The organism is Enterobacter sp. 22452 (assembly GCF_052045065.1).
In the GTDB taxonomy this organism is placed as follows: Bacteria; Pseudomonadota; Gammaproteobacteria; order Enterobacterales; family Enterobacteriaceae; genus Enterobacter; species Enterobacter mori.
Map to the genome: position 1 here is coordinate 341,668 of NZ_JBQEOB010000002.1, position 16,916 is coordinate 358,583.

Sequence of the window (16,916 nt, forward strand, 5' to 3'; positions counted from 1 at the left end):
TTATTCGCAGGTAAGCAGAACCAATACACATCCCTTTTCTGACGTTAGATCCAGCGTCTCTTGCAGAATGCGGCTTTCACCGCTGAACACATCGCGATAGCGCTTCCCGACCAGCTCTTCGGGTATGGCTACCGAGGTATTGACCCACAGTTTTTCGTTCCTGGTGACACTGAAAACCAGGCGCGGCACAGCAACAATCAGCGCCTCGTCGTCCTTCACGCGCGCATACACAATCAAATGCTCCTCGCGCTCACCGGTCACTTTAAGCGGCAGCCAGTCGCCGTAGCGGAACAGCGCCGGGTAGTGCGGACGCAGCCGCAGCAGCGTGGCAGTGACATACTGCTTCACGCGTCCGTCCCGCCAGCACTGTTCGTCGTTAAATACCCTGATGTTCGCCGTACTGAGGTTGTGCACCAGCGCAGCGAAGTCCGGTTCGCGTCGGTTATCCGGGTCAACCAGGCTAAAGTTGAGTGCTTCGCTGCCCTGATAGATGTCCGGTACGCCGGGCGCGGTAAGTTTAATCACCGTCTGGCTCAGGCTGTTCATCAGGCCTGCGCGAACAAACGGCTGTAAGGTTTCACTGAAATCATGCAGGAACAGCGTGTTGTCGGGCGACAGCAGATGACGAACATAGTCCATCACCACGTTTTCATAGCTCTCGTTACTGTCGATCCAGTCGGTTCGCTGCTTGGCCTCGCGCAGCGCTTTTTCGATAAAACCGAGGAAACGCGCTTCAAGGGTTTGCAGCCCGTCCCGGTCGTCGGGTGAGAGCGTGGCAGGCCAGACGCCAGCCATCGCCTGATAAATCATCCAGGTATCAGCGGCGTTCGGCGCGGTGCCGTCGTTAAGGAAACGCACGTGCGTCTGGTTCATCTGCCGCCAGCGGGCCAGATTTTCGCCCCACTGCTCGGGCGCTTCGGTCAGCGTATACAGGCGCGCCCGGGCATCCTCCCCGCGCTTGGTGTCGTGCGTCGAGGTGCCCAGCAGCGCATCGGGCTGACGGGCAAGACGGATGCGCATCTCCTGATGGAAACGCGACAGCGAGAAGGCGCGCGGCGTCGGGTCGGCCCCCACTTCATTAAGCGCAAGCTCCAGGTTGTGGCGAAAGAACAGCGTATCTTCCACGGACTTCGCCATCAGCGGCCCGGTCAACTGCTGGAAACGGGTCCTGAACAGGGTTGCCGCATCGCGGTCACGCTCCGGCAGATCGCCGGTCAGAATCCGCACGATCAGGCTAAGCGCGGGTTCTGAGGCGTTCACACTGGCGACAACGCGGCTCAACAGCGTAACGTCAGAAGGCGTTAACCCCTCCGCCGTCCCGTAGGTGCGGTAAACCGGAAAGGCGATAAGCAGTTCGCGTAACGCATGGTGAATATCATCCGTCTGTATCTCAACGCCGTTGTGCTGAGCCAAATCGCGGGCGAGGTTGAGGAGCGTGGTAAATTCCCCTTCGAAGTTGCGGTCGGTCATCAGCCCTTTGGCATCCCGCAGCGCGTTTTGCCGATCGACCGTAACGCCAAGCGTCTCGTTATGGACTTTCTCCAGACGCTCCAGGCTATTGTCATCCACCAATACCTCCGCCAGCGAGGCGATGAATTCATACCCCGTCGTGCCGGACACGGGCCACTCGGCCGGGAGCTGTTCTCCCTTCGCGAGGATTTTTTCCACCGTGATGTAACAGTCTGGCCCCGTGGCCTGGCGCAGGCGCTGCAGATACCCCAGCGGATCCGCAAGCCCGTCAATATGGTCAATGCGCAGGCCGTCAACGGTCCCGTCGTGAACCAGCTCGAGGATCAGGCGGTGCGTGTCGTGAAAAACCTGTTCGTCTTCAACCCGGACGCCGACCAGCCCGGTTATCTCAAAGAAGCGTCGCCACGACAGCTGCTTCGGCGCTTCGCGCCATGACATCAGCCGCCAGCTCTGTGCCTCGTGCAGTTCGGCGATGCTTTTGTTCTCGTCCCAGGTACCCGGGTTAAGCGGATAGGCCGTGTCGTAATAGACCAGCGCGGCCTTATTCGTGACACTGTCACGATGAAGCCTAATGACACCCTTCTCCAGTTCGGCTTCAAAGGTATCGCCAAGAAACGGCAGCGTCAGCGGTCGCGACCAGTCGATATCGAAATAACGCGCGTAGCGGCTCTGTTTGCCGTGCTCAATCACGTCTCGCCACCAGCGGTTTTCCAGCGAGGTCGACATATGGTTAGGGACAATATCCAGTATCAGCCCCATGCCAGCCTGCCTGAGCGCCGCGGCCATGCGGTTAAAACCGTCTCGCCCGCCTATCGCGGGGTCAATTTCATTGGGGTCGGTAACGTCATAACCGTGGGTGGAATCCGTTGTCGCGGTAAAAACAGGTGACGCATAAAGATGGCTAATGCCGAGATCGCGGAAATACGGGATCAGAGCAACTACCCGGTCAAACGTCATGCCATTGCGAAACTGTATGCGGTACGTGGCGGAAGGGATCATAACGCGGCTTCTCCATCAGCAAAGCGAACAACAATACTGTTCGGCGTCAAAACGTCTCCCGTCTCCGGCCAGCTAAAGAGGGTTTCTCCGGCCAGTTCGGGCATTGGGGCAGGTTTTTTGCCAATATTCAGCGCCATCGACAGCGTCCCCTGCGGGAACTGCCAGCTCACCGCGACCCTGCCGTGCGCCGTGTGCAGGATCTTGCCCTCAACGGTTCCGCCCTGGCGCAGCAGCGGGACGATATGACGATGTCGCAGCGTAAGCAGGCTTTGGGTAAAGCGCAGCCATGATTTTCCCTCCTCCTGTGACAGCTTATCCCAGTCGAGCGTTGAGCGAACAAACGTGTTCAGATCGTTAGGATCGGGGACGGTTTCATCGTGCCCGGCATGGCCGGTAAACTCCTTCGCGCGCCCTTCCCGCACGGCTTTTGCCAGCTCGCCATGGAAATCCGTGAAAAAAAGAAACGGATGGGTTTCACCGAACTCCTCGCCCATAAACAGCAGCGGGATATGGGGTGAAAGAAGCAGCGTCGCCAGCAGCACGCGGGTCTTTTCCGCGCCCGCCAGCGTGATGAGCCGCTCCCCCTGGGCGCGATTCCCGGTCTGATCGTGGTTTTGAATAAAATCGACGAAGAACGGTGGCGGCTGGGTGTGGCACTCCACGCCGCGCGATTGACCGGTTTGCAGAGAAACCTCGCCCTGATAGACAAAGCCTTCCGCCAGCGCCCGGGCGAATTTTTTCTCCGGCTCAAAGGCAAAATCCTGGTAGTACGCGTGCGTCTCGCCGGTGGCAAACACGTGGGCGGCATTGTGGAAGTCATCATTCCACTCGGCGGTGAACAGTGGCGTATTTCCCTGTTCATCTCGCGGATGCAGGAAAATCACGTTGCGGCTGTCTTCCGTGGTCAGATGAACGTGACGGTGCGGGATCGCTTCTCGGATCTTTTCGGCTACCTCCTCAAGAATATGCGTATCCGAGGTGTCTTTGATCTGGTCGATGGCATCAAACCGTAGACCATCCAGACGATATTCCGTCAGCCAGTAAAGCGGCGCTTCAGTGATGTACTGCCTCACCGGCTCGCGCTCGTAAGCAATGCCGTTGCCCCACGGCGTCATCCGATCCGCATCGAAAAATGCGGGCGACAGCAGGGGCAGATAATTCCCTTCCGGGCCGAAGTGGTTGAGCACAATATCCAGTACCACCGAAAGCCCCAGCCCGTGCGCGGCGTCGATAAACGCGTGAAAATCCTCCGGCGTACCGTAGGCGGCGTGCGGAGCGTACAGCAGCACGCCGTCATAGCCCCACCCGCGGGATCCGCCAAACTGAGAGACGGGCATCACTTCAAGCTGGGTAATTCCGAGCTCTGCCAGATACGGCAGCTTGTCGATGGCCGCCCGGAAGGTGCCCTCCGGGGTAAAGGTACCCATATGCAGTTCGTAAATGACCGTCTCTTCCCACGGACGCCCTTTCCAGTCATGGTTAACGTTCGCATACCGGCGATGATCGATCACAACCGATGGTCCGTTAACATCCCCTTTCTGAGCGCGTGACGCAGGGTCAGGAACGGTCATGCCGTCCTGTAAAACAAACTGATACTCTGCGCCATGCCTGATGCCCGGAACATCAGCCTGGAACCAGCCATTGCTGCTGGCAACCATCTGAATGTCGTTATCATTAAGACGCAGCGTGAGATTTTTTTGTCCTTCAGCCCAGACGCGAAAGCGGACAACGTCATCGGAAATATACTCAGCACCCCAGTGCCTTTGACATGTTCTGAATTCCATTCCTTGTCCTCGAATGACCGCATTTTACGCGAAACGAAGTACAAGCTTAGTTCAGGATGAAAAGTGTGTTAGCTCAGCGGATTTAACCGCTTCGTCTATTCTTTATGAAATAACTCACCACAGGGAATACTATGCAGATTCGAAAAGGATTAAATACTGACCTCGTACGTCTTGAATGCTGTGACTTTTCTTTCACCATTAGCCATATTGCGCGAGAGCCCTTTATCCATTGCGATTTGCATATCGATGCCGTCGCCGAGCCCTGGACAAAAACCTATGAGCTCGACATTCAAACCCTTGAAAACCACTGCGTTAACCCGGATGCAATATTTCTTATCGCCGAAACGGATGACGGTGAAATCGCCGGATTTATTACTGCGTCAATCGGCTGGAATAAGTTTATCTCAGTGGATTATATTGCCGTTGAGCGAACAAAACGCAGAACCGGCGCTGCGCAAAAATTAATGGCCGCCGCCCACGTCTGGGCCCGCAGCGTAAACGCGCCGGGATTACGGCTTGAAACACAAAATGTGAACGTCTCTGCCTGTCTGTTTTACCGTAACTACGGGTTTACCCTGGGCGGATACGATCGTTTTCTCTACAACGCCTTACCGGAAAAAGACGAAGTCGCCCTGTTCTGGTATTACATGCTGGTGTAGTAACGCAGCCTTCATATTTCTGTCATTAGATTTCATTACGCTTTCGGGATTTTAACCACGGTGTTGAGGAAAGAAGTGTGAATTCAATGGCTAAGGCATTACTGCTGGCATTACCTGTTTTGAGTGCAACGGCAGCGGCGACGGCCGCTGAGCGCGACCTGTGTGAACCCAAAGCGTACGAAATGGCGCTGCGCTATCAGCAGAAATCGGCAGAGATTATGGCTCTTCAGCTGCAGACGTATCGGTTTGCCACCGAGCGTTTCAGCGAAAAGGTAAAAGACCTTAAAACGCCTGAAAATTACGCCGTGGTAATGGATCTGGATGAAACGGTACTGGATAACACCCCTCTGCTGGTGCGCGACACGGAGCAGTGTCACGACTATACAAAATGGGACACCTGGAGCGACTGGGAGAAACAGGGAAAACCCGGCTTAATTCCTGGCGCGAAGGCGTTTCTTGACCATGTGAATCAAAGCAATGTCCGTATCTATTATGTCTCGGACCGCATGCAGGAAAATAAAGCCGATACGCTCAGAACGTTAAAAGCCCTGGGACTTCCGCAGGTATCCGATGAAAGCGTGCTTCTGGATACGGTCAGCAAGGAAGAGCGTCGCCAGAGCATCCTCAAAAAGCAGCAGATCGTGATGCTGTTTGGCGACAGCCTGCCGGATTTCGCCGTGCAGTTTAAAAACAAGAAGCCGAGCGAGCAGCAGCGCGAGCTGGTTGAGGCCAGCAAAGCACACTTCGGCGATGACTGGATTGTGCTGCCTAACGCCGCTTATGGCGCCTGGTCGAAAGTCTCCCTGGACAGCTGGAAACCATGAGTTTTGCCCGGCGGCGCTGCGTTTACCGGGCCTACGTCCTGAATGTAGGCCCGTGCAAGCGTAGCGCCGCCGGGCGATACTTACATTTTCTGGGATGCTAAATATTCATCAACATCTTTCACGCAGGCGTGGGCGTCGCTCTGAAGGCATTCGCGGTTTTATCCATCACGACCTGAGCGTCAGTGCCGGAATCCAATACGGTATTTTGCACCGATGCCGCTTCAATCTGGACGGTTGTTACCGTCAGCGCTTCAAGACCCTCAGTCGCCAGTAACGCATTCACCTGCGTAGCGAAACACGCGCTGGCGTCTGCCGCTGCCGCTTCAACAGTGGTTTCGGTTGTGGCAACAATATGATTATCAGAAATATAATTTCCTTTACCGGACACCACCCGAATAATGACCGGAGTTGCGCCCGGTGGGGTTATATATTGCGTATCAATTGTCTCGGAAATATGGTTGGCAATGACGGAATTATTATCGCCGCTGATATACAGCAGGCCATATAAATCATCTAAGCCGTTACTGTAGCTCTGCATCGGCCCCCAGGGTTCACGCTCGCGGAAGAAATGGTTTGACGATACCAGGTTTTCAGCGCTCCCTTCTTCGAGGACCAGCATGCCCGGGTAAAACGAATGGAATCGGTTGCTGCTGACCGAGGAGCGAACCACCCCGGAGAAATGCACGCTGCTTTTTCCGCGCGGGAATATATTATTAGCGGTAATCAACAGGCCGCCGAAGTTTTCAGCGTAAACAGAGTAGCCTCTGTAGCCCGCACCAATCAGGTTATCGGTGATTTTTGAAGCCTGACCGGATCCACGTAGCTCAATGCAGTTACCACATTCCGCGATGAAGTTGTTATGGATAGCCAGGGCATCGGCATTATAAATCGCTACGCCGTGCTCGAGATAGACCAGCCCCATGCCGCTGATGCGAAAGGAGTCTTGCGCGCTGGCAATGTAAATGCCGGTCTTACCGTTAAGGTAGCTGTTCTCCGGGTCATTGCTTCCAGAACCGTCGTCAACAAAGTGCAAACCATCAATGCAGAAGTCAGCAAACTCGACCGAGCTTATTCGCGGGTCACCACTGCGTGCAACATAGAATGCGGCTCCGGCTGATTCCTCGCCCCCCTCTTGAGGTGACATATCCACCAGAATACGGCTGCCACCCGGCCATAATTCATGCCAGTTTGGCCAGTCGCTTTCTGGCGTATTAAAGCGGATACTGGAAGAGGTAAAACCATGCCCGGAACCCATGATTTTTAAATAACTTATATCAATGACAACCTGCGTCAGAAGATGATAATCGCCGGGTGGAATATAAATCACCGCGCCGGGTTTACCCCCTTCATTCACATCGGCGTTTGTTTGCCGACTCTTAATATCTGCGATAATGCTATTAATCACTTCACCTATGTCATCATACGGATTACCGGTATTCCACTTAGTGACATCGTAATAATTATTACTCGACATGTATAAAATCCTTCTGGTCTATTAATATTGAGCAGGCTTATAGCTACGCGTAAGTAGAGTTAGCTTCTAATTCACGTTTAGCGAGATCGACTTTAATTTTTTCAAGGAACGTTTGGTTGAGTTTGAAATAGCGCACTATCCATGCGCTAAAGAAATAGCTCACCATCGGCAATAACGAAAACATCATAATAATGCCCTGAAGGGTCTGCGGATTTTGCTGCGCCTGATTCGCAACATAACCGGTCCAGGACAGTATCCATGCGACAATAGCTCCGGCGACAGCCAGCCCCATTTTCAGCATGAAGAGATTTCCGGCAAAAGAAATACCGGTCAGACGTTTACCAAACTTCCAGTCACCGTAATCGTCGACATCGGACATCATTGCCCACAAAATTGGCCCAGACTGAATCAGGTGCAGAATATTGATGATGATAAACAGCGTCAGCAGCGGCGTCAGTGAATGCCGGTCGACAAACCACAGGGCAAAGGAAAGTATGCCGAGAATAATATTAATGATGCGAAAGAGTTTAACTTTATCAAAACGATCGGTCAGAGGTTTCGCAATAACGCTGCCCAGCATATTACAGGCCACGCCGAGAGCCATAAAGAAGGTGATAAATCCTATGGAGGCTTGCATCACATAGGTAGCATAATAGATGGTTACCGCCCCCCGAATGAATGCTGGAAAAACGTTCAGGAAGGTAATGGTGATCATCAGCAGCCATTGGTCATTTTTAATAATGTCGTTAAGGTCCTTTCTTAAGGAGTCATTGGTCTTAATCGAGACCACGCGCTCTTTGATAGTGGAAAAACAGAACAAGAACATTAATGTGGCGGCTCCCCCCATAATCATCATGGTCAATTGAAAGCCAGATGCCCGATTACCGTCGCCCAGCCAATCGGTTAACGGCAAAATGGAGGAGGACACAATCAGCGTGGCGAGACCATTCAGGAAGAAACGCCATGAGAGACAGCCCAGACGCTCTTTCTGATTAAGCGTAATAACCCCAGCCACCGAGCAGTACGGGATGTTTATTGCTGTATAAATTAAAGACATAACCAGATAGGTAACCCATGCATAAATGATTTTCCCATTCATGCTCAGGTCTGGCGTTGTGAACATCAACACTGCGCCCAGACCAAACGGTACGGCCATCCACAGCAGCCACGGCCGGAACTTACCCCAGCGGGTTCGGGTACGATCGCAAATTGCGCCCATGACGGGGTCGCTGAAGGCGTCAAAAATACGGATGACCAGAAAAAGGGTCCCGACAATACCGGCATCAAGGCCATACACGTCGGTATAAAACCAGGTCAGATATAGCGCCAGCACGCTCCAGATCATACATGACCCAGCATCGCCCATACCGTAGCCGATTTTTTCTTTCAGACTCAATTTTTCATAAGCGCTGTGTTTATCTGCGGCTGTCATATATATCCTTAAATATTGATAATAAATACAAAGCAAGGTTTACCCTGTGAAGCCAGGGAAACATTACCCTCTTCCACTTGCAAATGATTAATAAATACTTAAAGCGTAGTGATATTAAGGGTGATGCTGCTCTCACGGATAATCAGGCGAGAGTCTATTTCAACCATTTCGATACTTTCCTGTTTGTTATTATTAACCATCTGAAATGCCAGATGCGCAATTTCATTTATCGGTTGTGCGATGCTGGTCATTTTCCTGGTCTGCGCCAGCAGTGTATTATCGAAACTGACGATGGCAATGTCCTGTGGAATGCATAAGCCCTTAGCATTCAACCCGTCAATAATGTAGCTGGCAGCGACGTCGTTATAGATCATCAGGCCCGTGCATACCGTTTTTCGGCTGGCTAATTTTTCTATAATATCGTCAAGGATACTGATATGGCCTGATATTTTTTCAACCTCACCTTTTGCTATCCAGAACTGGTTCTGTGGATTAAGTGCTATTCCGTGACTGGTAATTTTTTTACTCCAGGCGGATACTTTTCGATTGTCTACGCCCTCCTGTGCAATAAAACCTAATGCGGTATGTCCGGTCTGGATAAAATGTTCCGCAATCTTTTCCGCGCCTTTGCTCTGATCGATCGACACCGAGTTAAAAAAACGGGAAACCTGTGTCACCACGGCAACCGGAATGTGTGTTGCGGTAAGCCACTGTGCAAGCTCAGCTTCCGCTTCCGTCGGAACCCACAGCAGGCTGTCAATTCCCATCCCGATCAGGGTGTGAACGATCTGTTTATCCTGCTGCGGCTGGTTCTGGTGCGTTTTAACGATCACCGTTTTGCCAATGTATCGCGCTTCTTCCTCAAACGTTGCCAGCAGTTCGCAGAAATGTGGGTTGACCAGATTCGGCAGCACGACGGCAATCAGGCCTGAGCATTTACCGCTCAGTTGAATCGCGCTTTTATGGGGTACATAACACAGGTAATCCATCGCATCATGTACCGCCCGACGCGTTTCGGGCACCACGCTGGGGTGATTGTTCAGCACCCGCGATACGGTAGCTGTTGATACTCCAGCTTTTTTTGCGACATCTTTAATGGAAGCCATAATGTTGAAACGCACCCTCTATACAGTGACGTCACTATAAAGTGTGATAGAGGTCTAAAATGTAAGCCAGTTCACATGTTGTTTCGTTACATGAATTCCGGTTCACGCTCTCATTTTTCCATTTGCGTCGCGAAACGTGAGTCGCTGTTTTCCCGCTGGACCTATCCATCCTATTTATAGGTCCTATCATTATTAGGCAGGTTCTTATAATTTTACGGAGAAGTAAGATGAGCACTTTCAAAGGAGACTCGTATGCTTACCGTGAAAAAACTTGCTCTGTCCACGCTGATTTCCAGTTCATTGCTTTTCTACCCTGCGCTGCAGGCGTTTGCAGAGACGCCCCAGCACGTCGTTAAACAACCGGCGGGCGGATACAGCGTTCAGGTCGGCGATGTGCTTGTCACCTCGTTTACGGACGGGAGCGTCGCGCAGGATCTGCACAAGCTGCTGCGCCGGACGACGCCGCAAAACATTGATGCACTGCTGGCGAAAAATTACCAGACTAACCCGGCTGAGGTGTCCATCAACGCTTTCCTGATTGCGATGCCCGGACATAAAATTCTGGTGGATACCGGCTCAGGCCAGCTGTTTGGCCCCGGCAACGGCGGACGTCTGATTGAGAGCCTCGCCACGCAGGGAATTAAGCCGCAGGACATTACTGAAGTCCTGCTGACTCACGCCCACTCCGACCATGCTGGCGGCCTGGTAAAAGACGGCAAGGCGGTGTTCAGCAACGCCCGCGTTTTCGTGGGCAAACCGGACATCGACTTTTTCTTTAACGACGACAACCAGAAAAAAACCGGCTACGGCAAGAACTACTTTACCGTCGCGCAGAAGACCTTAAAGCCCTATCTGGACGCCGGCAAGGTCGTGCCGTTTAGCGGCACCTCTGAACTTCTGCCGGGTATTACCGGCACGGTTCATCCAGGCCATACGCCGGGTTCAGCGTTTTATACCCTGGAAAGCAAAGGCGAGAAGATCACCTTCGTGGGCGACATTATTCACGCCGCGGCGGTCCAGTTCCCGCAGCCTGACGTGACCATTACCTACGATGAAGATCAGAACAAAGCAGTAAGTGTGCGCGAACATGCTTTCGCGGAATTTGTGAAAAACAAAGACCTGATTGCCGCGCCACATCTGCCGTTCCCGGGTATTGGCTATGTCAGCAAAGGCGAAAACGGCGGCTATGTCTGGGTCCCTGTGACCTATACCAACCGGGACGCCAGCAGCGCGAAATAAGATGACGCCCATCACTGACATGGACATAGACCTGATCCTGACCCTGGACGCCCTGCTTCAGGACAGGAATATCACCCATGCGGCCGCGCGGCTGGGCATCAGCCAGCCCGCGATGTCCGCCCGTCTCGCGCGCCTGCGCTCGCTCTTTGGCGAACCGCTGTTTATTCCCTCCCCACACGGACGTGGGGTGTTACCCACGCCGAGAGCGGAAGCCCTCAGGCCGCAGGTGGAGAGCGTGCTGCGCGGCATCAGCGCGATGTTTGCCCCCACCGCGTTCGAGGCGCAAACCAGCAGCCGGACCTTTGTTATCGCGCTGCATGAAAACCCGGCGCTGATGCTGGGCACCGGGCTGCTTAACCATGTAGGCGCAGCAGCCCCCGGCGTTCGCCTGCGCTTTGCCCTGCCTCAGATGGCCGAACTGCCGCAGCAGCTGGAAAACGGCGATGTGGATATCTACATCGGCGTAAGCGCGGGAGCCCACGACGGCTGGGTAAGACGCAAACTCATCGACGACGCGTTTGCCACCGCACAGCGCAAAGGCCATCCGCGCGGGACAGGACCGTTAGATCTGGAAAGCTACTGCGCCCTTTCTCATCTGGTCGTGTCATCGGCGGGGGATCCGTTTACCGGCTTTGTCGATCAAACCCTCGCAGGGCTGGGCCACCAGCGGCACGTCGCCATGTCGACGCAGAGCTACGCCGTGGCGCCTGCGCTTGTGGCCGGTACCGACCTGGTGTGCACCCTGCCGGAGCGGATGCTGAAACAGTTTGCCAGCACGCTGGATCTCTTCGCGCCGCCGCTGCCGCTCCAGCCGATTACCATCAACATGTACTGGCACCCGAAAAACAGCCATGATCCGGCGAATACCTGGCTGCGCGAGCAGCTGCTGCTGGCCGCCGGACGTCAGGTGTGATCGAGGGTAACCAGAAACTTTTTAAGCACCTCTGAGCGGATAATCCGGTGGCAAACCAGCGTCAGCTCGCTCTCCCGCAGCCGGTCGAGGATGTCCACGTAAACCACATTCTCGACGCTCACCGCCTTTGCCGAGGCGGGCAGCAGCGCCAGCCCAAACCCCGCCGAGACCAGGCTTATCACGGTGGGCACGTCGGTCGCATTTTGTACCACGTCCGGCTGAAAACCCGCTCCGCTGCAGGCGTCATAAAAGTATTGTTCCAGCCCCATTCCCTCCGGGTCGCGAAGGGAGATCCATTTTTCATCTTTAACGGAGGCGAGCGTCAGCGCGGATGAGCCCGCCAGCGGATGCTGACGATACAGCGCCAGCACCGTTTTCTCGGCGGTGAACGGTCGGCTCTGGAGATCGTCAGGCAGCGTGGGCAAGGGCGCCCGTATGATGGCCACATCCAGCTGATTGCTCTGCACGGCCGCGTAGAGCGTCTGCACATTTCCCGTCACCAGCGACATGGTGATGTCCGGCCAGCGCGTATGCATCTGGCGCAGCGCGGCGGGCAGCCTGCCGTCGAACATCGCGCTCGACACGCAGCCCAGGTTTAACACCCCCTGCTCGCCCCTTGCCGTTTGCCTGGCGTCCAGAACCGCCTGCTCGGTCAGGGAGATGGCGAGCCTGGCTTTCACCAGAAACGCTTCGCCAGCGGGCGTCAGGGTCAAGCGGCGGTTCGCCCGGCTAAAGAGCGTGACGCCTAAACGTTCCTCCAGCGCCTTTATCTGCTGACTCAGCGCCGGTTGCGCCATGTTCAGACGCTCGGCGGCCCGGTGCATGTGGAGCTCTTCGGCAACGACGATGAAATGGCGCATCTGACGAAACTGCACGGAACGCCTCCTTTTTTGATATGAATTTACTTATCAATTTAGCAGTAATGATGCAATTGATGCTATTGGTCATTGCCATAAGAATGGAGGTATTCAAACGAGGGAGGAAAATATGGAAAACCCGATCAACGATCTCCGCAGCGCCATCGCCCTGCTTCAGCGCCACGAAGGGCACTATATTGAAACCGATTATCCGGTCGATCCCAACGCGGAGCTGGCGGGGGTCTATCGTCATATCGGCGCGGGCGGTACGGTAAAACGTCCGACCCGTACGGGCCCGGCCATGATGTTCAACAGCGTGAAGGGCTATCCGGGCTCCCGCATTCTGGTGGGCATGCACGCCAGCCGCGATCGCGCGGCGCTCCTTCTGGGCTGCGAGCCTTCTGAACTGGCAAAACACGTCGGGCAGGCGGTGAAAAAGCCGGTGGCACCCGTTGTCGTCCCGGCCTCGCAGGCGCCCTGTCAGGAGCAGGTCTTCTACGCAGACGACCCTGATTTCGACCTGCGCAAACTGCTTCCGGCACCGACAAACACGCCAATCGATGCGGGCCCGTTCTTCTGTCTGGGGCTGGTGCTGGCAAGCGATCCTGAAGATAGCTCGCTCACGGATGTCACCATCCACCGTCTCTGTGTCCAGGAGCGCGACGAGCTTTCCATGTTCCTCGCCGCCGGTCGGCATATCGAAGTCTTCCGTAAAAAGGCGGAAGGTGCCGGAAAACCGCTGCCGGTGACGATCAACATGGGGCTCGATCCCGCCATCTATATCGGCGCGTGCTTCGAGGCCCCCACCACGCCGTTTGGCTACAACGAACTGGGCGTCGCAGGGGCGCTGCGCCAGCAGCCGGTTGAACTGGTGCAGGGCGTGGCAGTGAAAGAGAAAGCCATTGCGCGTGCGGAAATCATCATCGAAGGCGAACTGCTTCCGGGCGTGCGCGTAAGGGAAGATCAGCACACCAATACCGGCCACGCGATGCCGGAGTTCCCAGGCTACTGCGGTGAGGCGAACCCCTCCCTGCCGGTGATCAAAGTGAAAGCGGTGACCATGCGTCATCACGCAATCCTGCAAACGCTGGTGGGACCAGGAGAAGAACATACCACGCTGGCCGGTTTGCCGACGGAGGCCAGCATCCGCAATGCCGTTGAGGAGGCGATTCCGGGCTTCCTGCAAAACGTCTATGCGCATACCGCAGGCGGCGGTAAGTTCCTTGGGATATTGCAGGTGAAAAAACGCCAGCCGTCAGACGAAGGACGACAGGGCCAGGCGGCGCTCATAGCCTTAGCCACCTATTCGGAGCTGAAAAACATTATTCTTGTCGACGAAGACGTGGATATTTTCGACAGCGACGACATCCTGTGGGCGATGACCACCCGCATGCAGGGAGATGTCAGCATCACGAATATACCGGGGATCCGCGGCCATCAGCTGGATCCGTCGCAGTCGCCGGACTACAGCAACTCAATTCGCGGAAACGGCATTTCCTGCAAGACAATCTTCGACTGCACGGTGCCGTGGGCGCTGAAGGACCGCTTCGAGCGCGCGCCGTTTATGGAGGTGGATCCGCGTCCGTGGGCGCCGGAGCTGTTTAAAGATAAAAAATAAACGCTTTTTCTTCACCCCTCAGGGGTGAAGAACCTCACGCTTAAATTGCCGCTTCCCCTGCTTTCTTGTACCCTTTCACCGGAACCCCTTCCCCCATAAACATTGAGATATCCGGACGCCTATGACTGCACACATTTCTAACGATCCTTTACATGGCGTAACGCTGGAGATGATGGTCAACGCCCTGGTGGCGAAATATGGCTGGAGCGAGTTGGGCGACCGAATCAAAATTAACTGTTTCAGAAAAGATCCCAGCGTTAAATCGAGCCTGAAATTTCTGCGCCGCACCCCGTGGGCGCGCGCGGAAGTCGAAGCCCTGTATCTGGACTCCCTCAACGATGAGGTAAGCACAGAACAGGCGGAGCCCGCCTTTAATCCCTGGGCTAACAGTCGGATTATCAAGAGCTAAAACGCAAATGACGCGACACGTAAAACGGATTGGTGCGCTGGCTGCCTGCGCGCTTTTACTTGTGAGTTGCTCCTCAACACCACCCAAATCACTGGTTACCCCTCTCCCGACCGTGAACAAACCGACGCAGCAGGCAAACGCGCCGATGCGCGGGATCTGGCTGGCGACCGTCTCTCGTCTCGACTGGCCGCCGTTGGCGTCGGTGAATGGCCGCAGCGCTGACCAGCGTATCGCGATGCAAAAGCAGGCGCTGACGGACAAACTCGATAAGCTGAAAAGCCTCGGGATCAACACCGTATTTTTCCAGGTGAAGCCGGACAGCACGGCGCTGTGGTCATCTAAAATCCTGCCCTGGTCGGATACCCTGACGGGAACCATTGGAGAATATCCGGGCTACGATCCGCTCCAGTTTATGCTGGATGAGGCCCACAAGCGCGGCATGAAAGTCCACGCCTGGTTCAATCCATACCGCGTATCCACGAACACCAAACCTTCGACCATTGCCGCGTTAAACCGGACATCGTCACTGCACCCTTCCAGCGTTTACGTACAGCACCCAGAATGGATCCGTACCTCAGGCGATCGTTTCGTCCTCGATCCGGGTATCCCGGAGGTGCGTGACTGGATAACCCAGGTTGTGACCGAGGTAGTGAGGCAATATGCGATAGACGGCGTGCAATTCGACGACTATTTCTACACAGAAACGCCCGGGTCGACCCTGAATGATGCCTATACCTACAGGCGATATGGCGAGGGATTTGCCTCAAAAGCAGACTGGCGACGTCATAATACGCAAGAATTGATCGTGCAGGTCTCCCGTGCGATTAAACAGGCAAAACCCAACGTTGAGTTTGGTGTAAGCCCGGCGGGTGTCTGGCGCAACCGCTCCTTTGACCCGGCAGGCTCTGACACGCGCGGTGCTGCCGCGTATGATGAATCCTACGCCGACACCCGCAAATGGGTTCAACAGGGGTTGCTGGATTATATCGCACCGCAGATCTACTGGCCTTTCGCCCGCGACGCCGCGCGCTATGATGTTCTGACCAAATGGTGGGCTGACGTGGTGAAACCGACCCATACCCGCCTTTACATCGGCATCGCGTTTTACAAAGTGGGCGCACCCTCTAAAAATGAGCCCGACTGGACGGTTAACGGCGGCGTGCCTGAGCTGAAGAAACAGCTCGATTTGAACGATTCACTGCCCAACGTGAATGGCACCATCCTGTTCCGTGAAGACTATCTCAACCAGCCGCAAACACAGGACGCGGTAAGCTATCTCCGTGGGCGCTGGGGTAGCTGAGAGGGAAAACGCGGGCAGGAACAGGCCGTTTCTGCCCGCGCCGATCAGGGTTTCGGCCCGAACATCTCTACCAGCTGTTTCTCGTTCGGCAGTCCCATTACCTGCTGAAGTTCGTTCTCTTCATTCAGATAATAAATCGCCGGAGTGGCATTCCCCCCCAGACTGTCCATTAATGCCTGATGCTTCTGCAGGATCTCGACGGTTTCACGCGTCGCCGCAGCGTCTGGTTTAGGCAATTTTTTCCCACCGGAAAGCTCGTACTCTTTCCAGGCCGAGACCGGATCTTTGGCATTCAGAATGGCTGAGGCGTTACGCCCGCTGTTGGGGTTGAGAAACGCAACCAGCAGTGTGTTCAACTGGACTTTGCCCGCCTTCACCCACGGTTGCGCTTCGGCCCAGAAGGCTTTGCAGTACGGGCAGAACGGATCGGCAAAGACAAAGACTTTACGCGGCGCAGCGTCAGCCCCCTCTTTCAGCGGATGTGCTGAATTGAGCTTTTTCCACATTTCACGCCCCATCGGCGCGTAGATCTCTTTCTGGAAATAGGCCTCACTGAGATTGTTCCCCTTTTCATCATACAGATACCCCGAAACCACGTGCTTTCCGTCAGGGGTTAAAAAAAGGGTGACGCCCATGTCCTGGTATTGTCCCAGCCAGGCAGGTGCACCGCCTGGGGCGTCAATCTTCTTGAGGATCTTGATATCCTGTTGTTCACTGAAGTTCTTCACGGCATCAGGCAGCGTCTCTTCCGCTTTGAGTCCTCCTGAAACCATGAGAGCAGCAAGTAACAACACTTTTTTCTTTGCAGGCAGCTGAAGCATAACGATCCCTC

Annotated in this window: 14 protein-coding genes; 7 read left to right on the forward strand and 7 right to left on the reverse strand. The window is 54.8% G+C overall.

The genetic code is table 11. From position 1 onward, the window contains the following. Both treY and treZ read right to left on the reverse strand, forming a co-directional pair. Window positions 1-2,469 (reverse strand): malto-oligosyltrehalose synthase, encoded by a 2,469-nt coding sequence (gene treY, locus ACTJJA_RS06840; RefSeq protein WP_440666999.1) that lies wholly within the window; start codon window positions 2,467-2,469, stop codon window positions 1-3. After that, window positions 2,466-4,253, reverse strand: coding sequence for a malto-oligosyltrehalose trehalohydrolase (gene treZ, locus ACTJJA_RS06845; protein WP_440667001.1), 1,788 nt, complete (start codon window positions 4,251-4,253; stop codon window positions 2,466-2,468). Before treZ ends, treY begins: the two co-directional genes overlap by 4 nt. Before the next feature lie 131 nt (window positions 4,254-4,384). Between treZ and ACTJJA_RS06850 the strand changes: the two genes are divergently transcribed. Then, a complete protein-coding gene (locus ACTJJA_RS06850) occupies window positions 4,385-4,912 on the forward strand; it encodes a GNAT family N-acetyltransferase (RefSeq protein WP_336665902.1) in 528 nt (175 codons plus the stop codon). A 77-nt stretch (window positions 4,913-4,989) separates the two neighbouring features. Beyond that, entirely contained in the window at window positions 4,990-5,736 is a 747-nt protein-coding gene (locus tag ACTJJA_RS06855) for a 5'-nucleotidase, lipoprotein e(P4) family (protein WP_440667004.1), read from the forward strand. A 118-nt stretch (window positions 5,737-5,854) separates the two neighbouring features. Here the strand turns inward: ACTJJA_RS06855 and ACTJJA_RS06860 are convergent, their stop codons facing one another. From ACTJJA_RS06860 to ACTJJA_RS06870, 3 genes are all read right to left on the reverse strand, one after another. Then, window positions 5,855-7,210: a NosD domain-containing protein gene (locus ACTJJA_RS06860; protein WP_440667005.1), complete on the reverse strand. Its 1,356-nt coding sequence runs from the start codon at window positions 7,208-7,210 to the stop codon at window positions 5,855-5,857. A 43-nt stretch (window positions 7,211-7,253) separates the two neighbouring features. Beyond that, window positions 7,254-8,642 (reverse strand): glycoside-pentoside-hexuronide (GPH):cation symporter, encoded by a 1,389-nt coding sequence (locus tag ACTJJA_RS06865; RefSeq protein WP_440667007.1) that lies wholly within the window; start codon window positions 8,640-8,642, stop codon window positions 7,254-7,256. A 98-nt stretch (window positions 8,643-8,740) separates the two neighbouring features. Further along, window positions 8,741-9,748, reverse strand: coding sequence for a LacI family DNA-binding transcriptional regulator (locus tag ACTJJA_RS06870; protein ID WP_440667009.1), 1,008 nt, complete (start codon window positions 9,746-9,748; stop codon window positions 8,741-8,743). A gap of 252 nt (window positions 9,749-10,000) precedes the next feature. On the opposite strand from ACTJJA_RS06870, the gene ACTJJA_RS06875 reads away from it, so the two are divergent. Together ACTJJA_RS06875 and ACTJJA_RS06880 are read left to right on the forward strand one after the other, a co-directional pair. Further along, a complete protein-coding gene (locus ACTJJA_RS06875) occupies window positions 10,001-10,987 on the forward strand; it encodes an MBL fold metallo-hydrolase (RefSeq protein ID WP_440667011.1) in 987 nt (328 codons plus the stop codon). 1 nt (window position 10,988) lies between these two features. Next, window positions 10,989-11,900, forward strand: coding sequence for a LysR family transcriptional regulator (locus tag ACTJJA_RS06880; RefSeq protein ID WP_440667013.1), 912 nt, complete (start codon window positions 10,989-10,991; stop codon window positions 11,898-11,900). On the opposite strand, the gene ACTJJA_RS06885 is transcribed toward ACTJJA_RS06880, so the two are convergent. Further along, window positions 11,891-12,775 (reverse strand): LysR substrate-binding domain-containing protein, encoded by an 885-nt coding sequence (locus tag ACTJJA_RS06885; protein ID WP_420984466.1) that lies wholly within the window; start codon window positions 12,773-12,775, stop codon window positions 11,891-11,893. The two genes, ACTJJA_RS06880 and ACTJJA_RS06885, sit on opposite strands and share 10 nt — an antisense overlap. A gap of 112 nt (window positions 12,776-12,887) precedes the next feature. On the opposite strand from ACTJJA_RS06885, the gene ACTJJA_RS06890 reads away from it, so the two are divergent. From ACTJJA_RS06890 to ACTJJA_RS06900, 3 genes are all read left to right on the forward strand, one after another. Then, a complete protein-coding gene (locus ACTJJA_RS06890; protein ID WP_440667015.1) occupies window positions 12,888-14,375 on the forward strand; it encodes a UbiD family decarboxylase in 1,488 nt (495 codons plus the stop codon). A gap of 121 nt (window positions 14,376-14,496) precedes the next feature. Further along, window positions 14,497-14,784 (forward strand): VF530 family DNA-binding protein, encoded by a 288-nt coding sequence (locus tag ACTJJA_RS06895; protein ID WP_010431276.1) that lies wholly within the window; start codon window positions 14,497-14,499, stop codon window positions 14,782-14,784. 7 nt (window positions 14,785-14,791) lie between these two features. Beyond that, window positions 14,792-16,084, forward strand: coding sequence for a glycoside hydrolase family 10 protein (locus ACTJJA_RS06900; RefSeq protein ID WP_440667018.1), 1,293 nt, complete (start codon window positions 14,792-14,794; stop codon window positions 16,082-16,084). 44 nt (window positions 16,085-16,128) lie between these two features. On the opposite strand, the gene dsbG is transcribed toward ACTJJA_RS06900, so the two are convergent. Then, window positions 16,129-16,905, reverse strand: coding sequence for a thiol:disulfide interchange protein DsbG (gene dsbG / locus ACTJJA_RS06905; RefSeq protein WP_440667019.1), 777 nt, complete (start codon window positions 16,903-16,905; stop codon window positions 16,129-16,131). Between the last annotated feature and the right edge of the window lie 11 nt (window positions 16,906-16,916).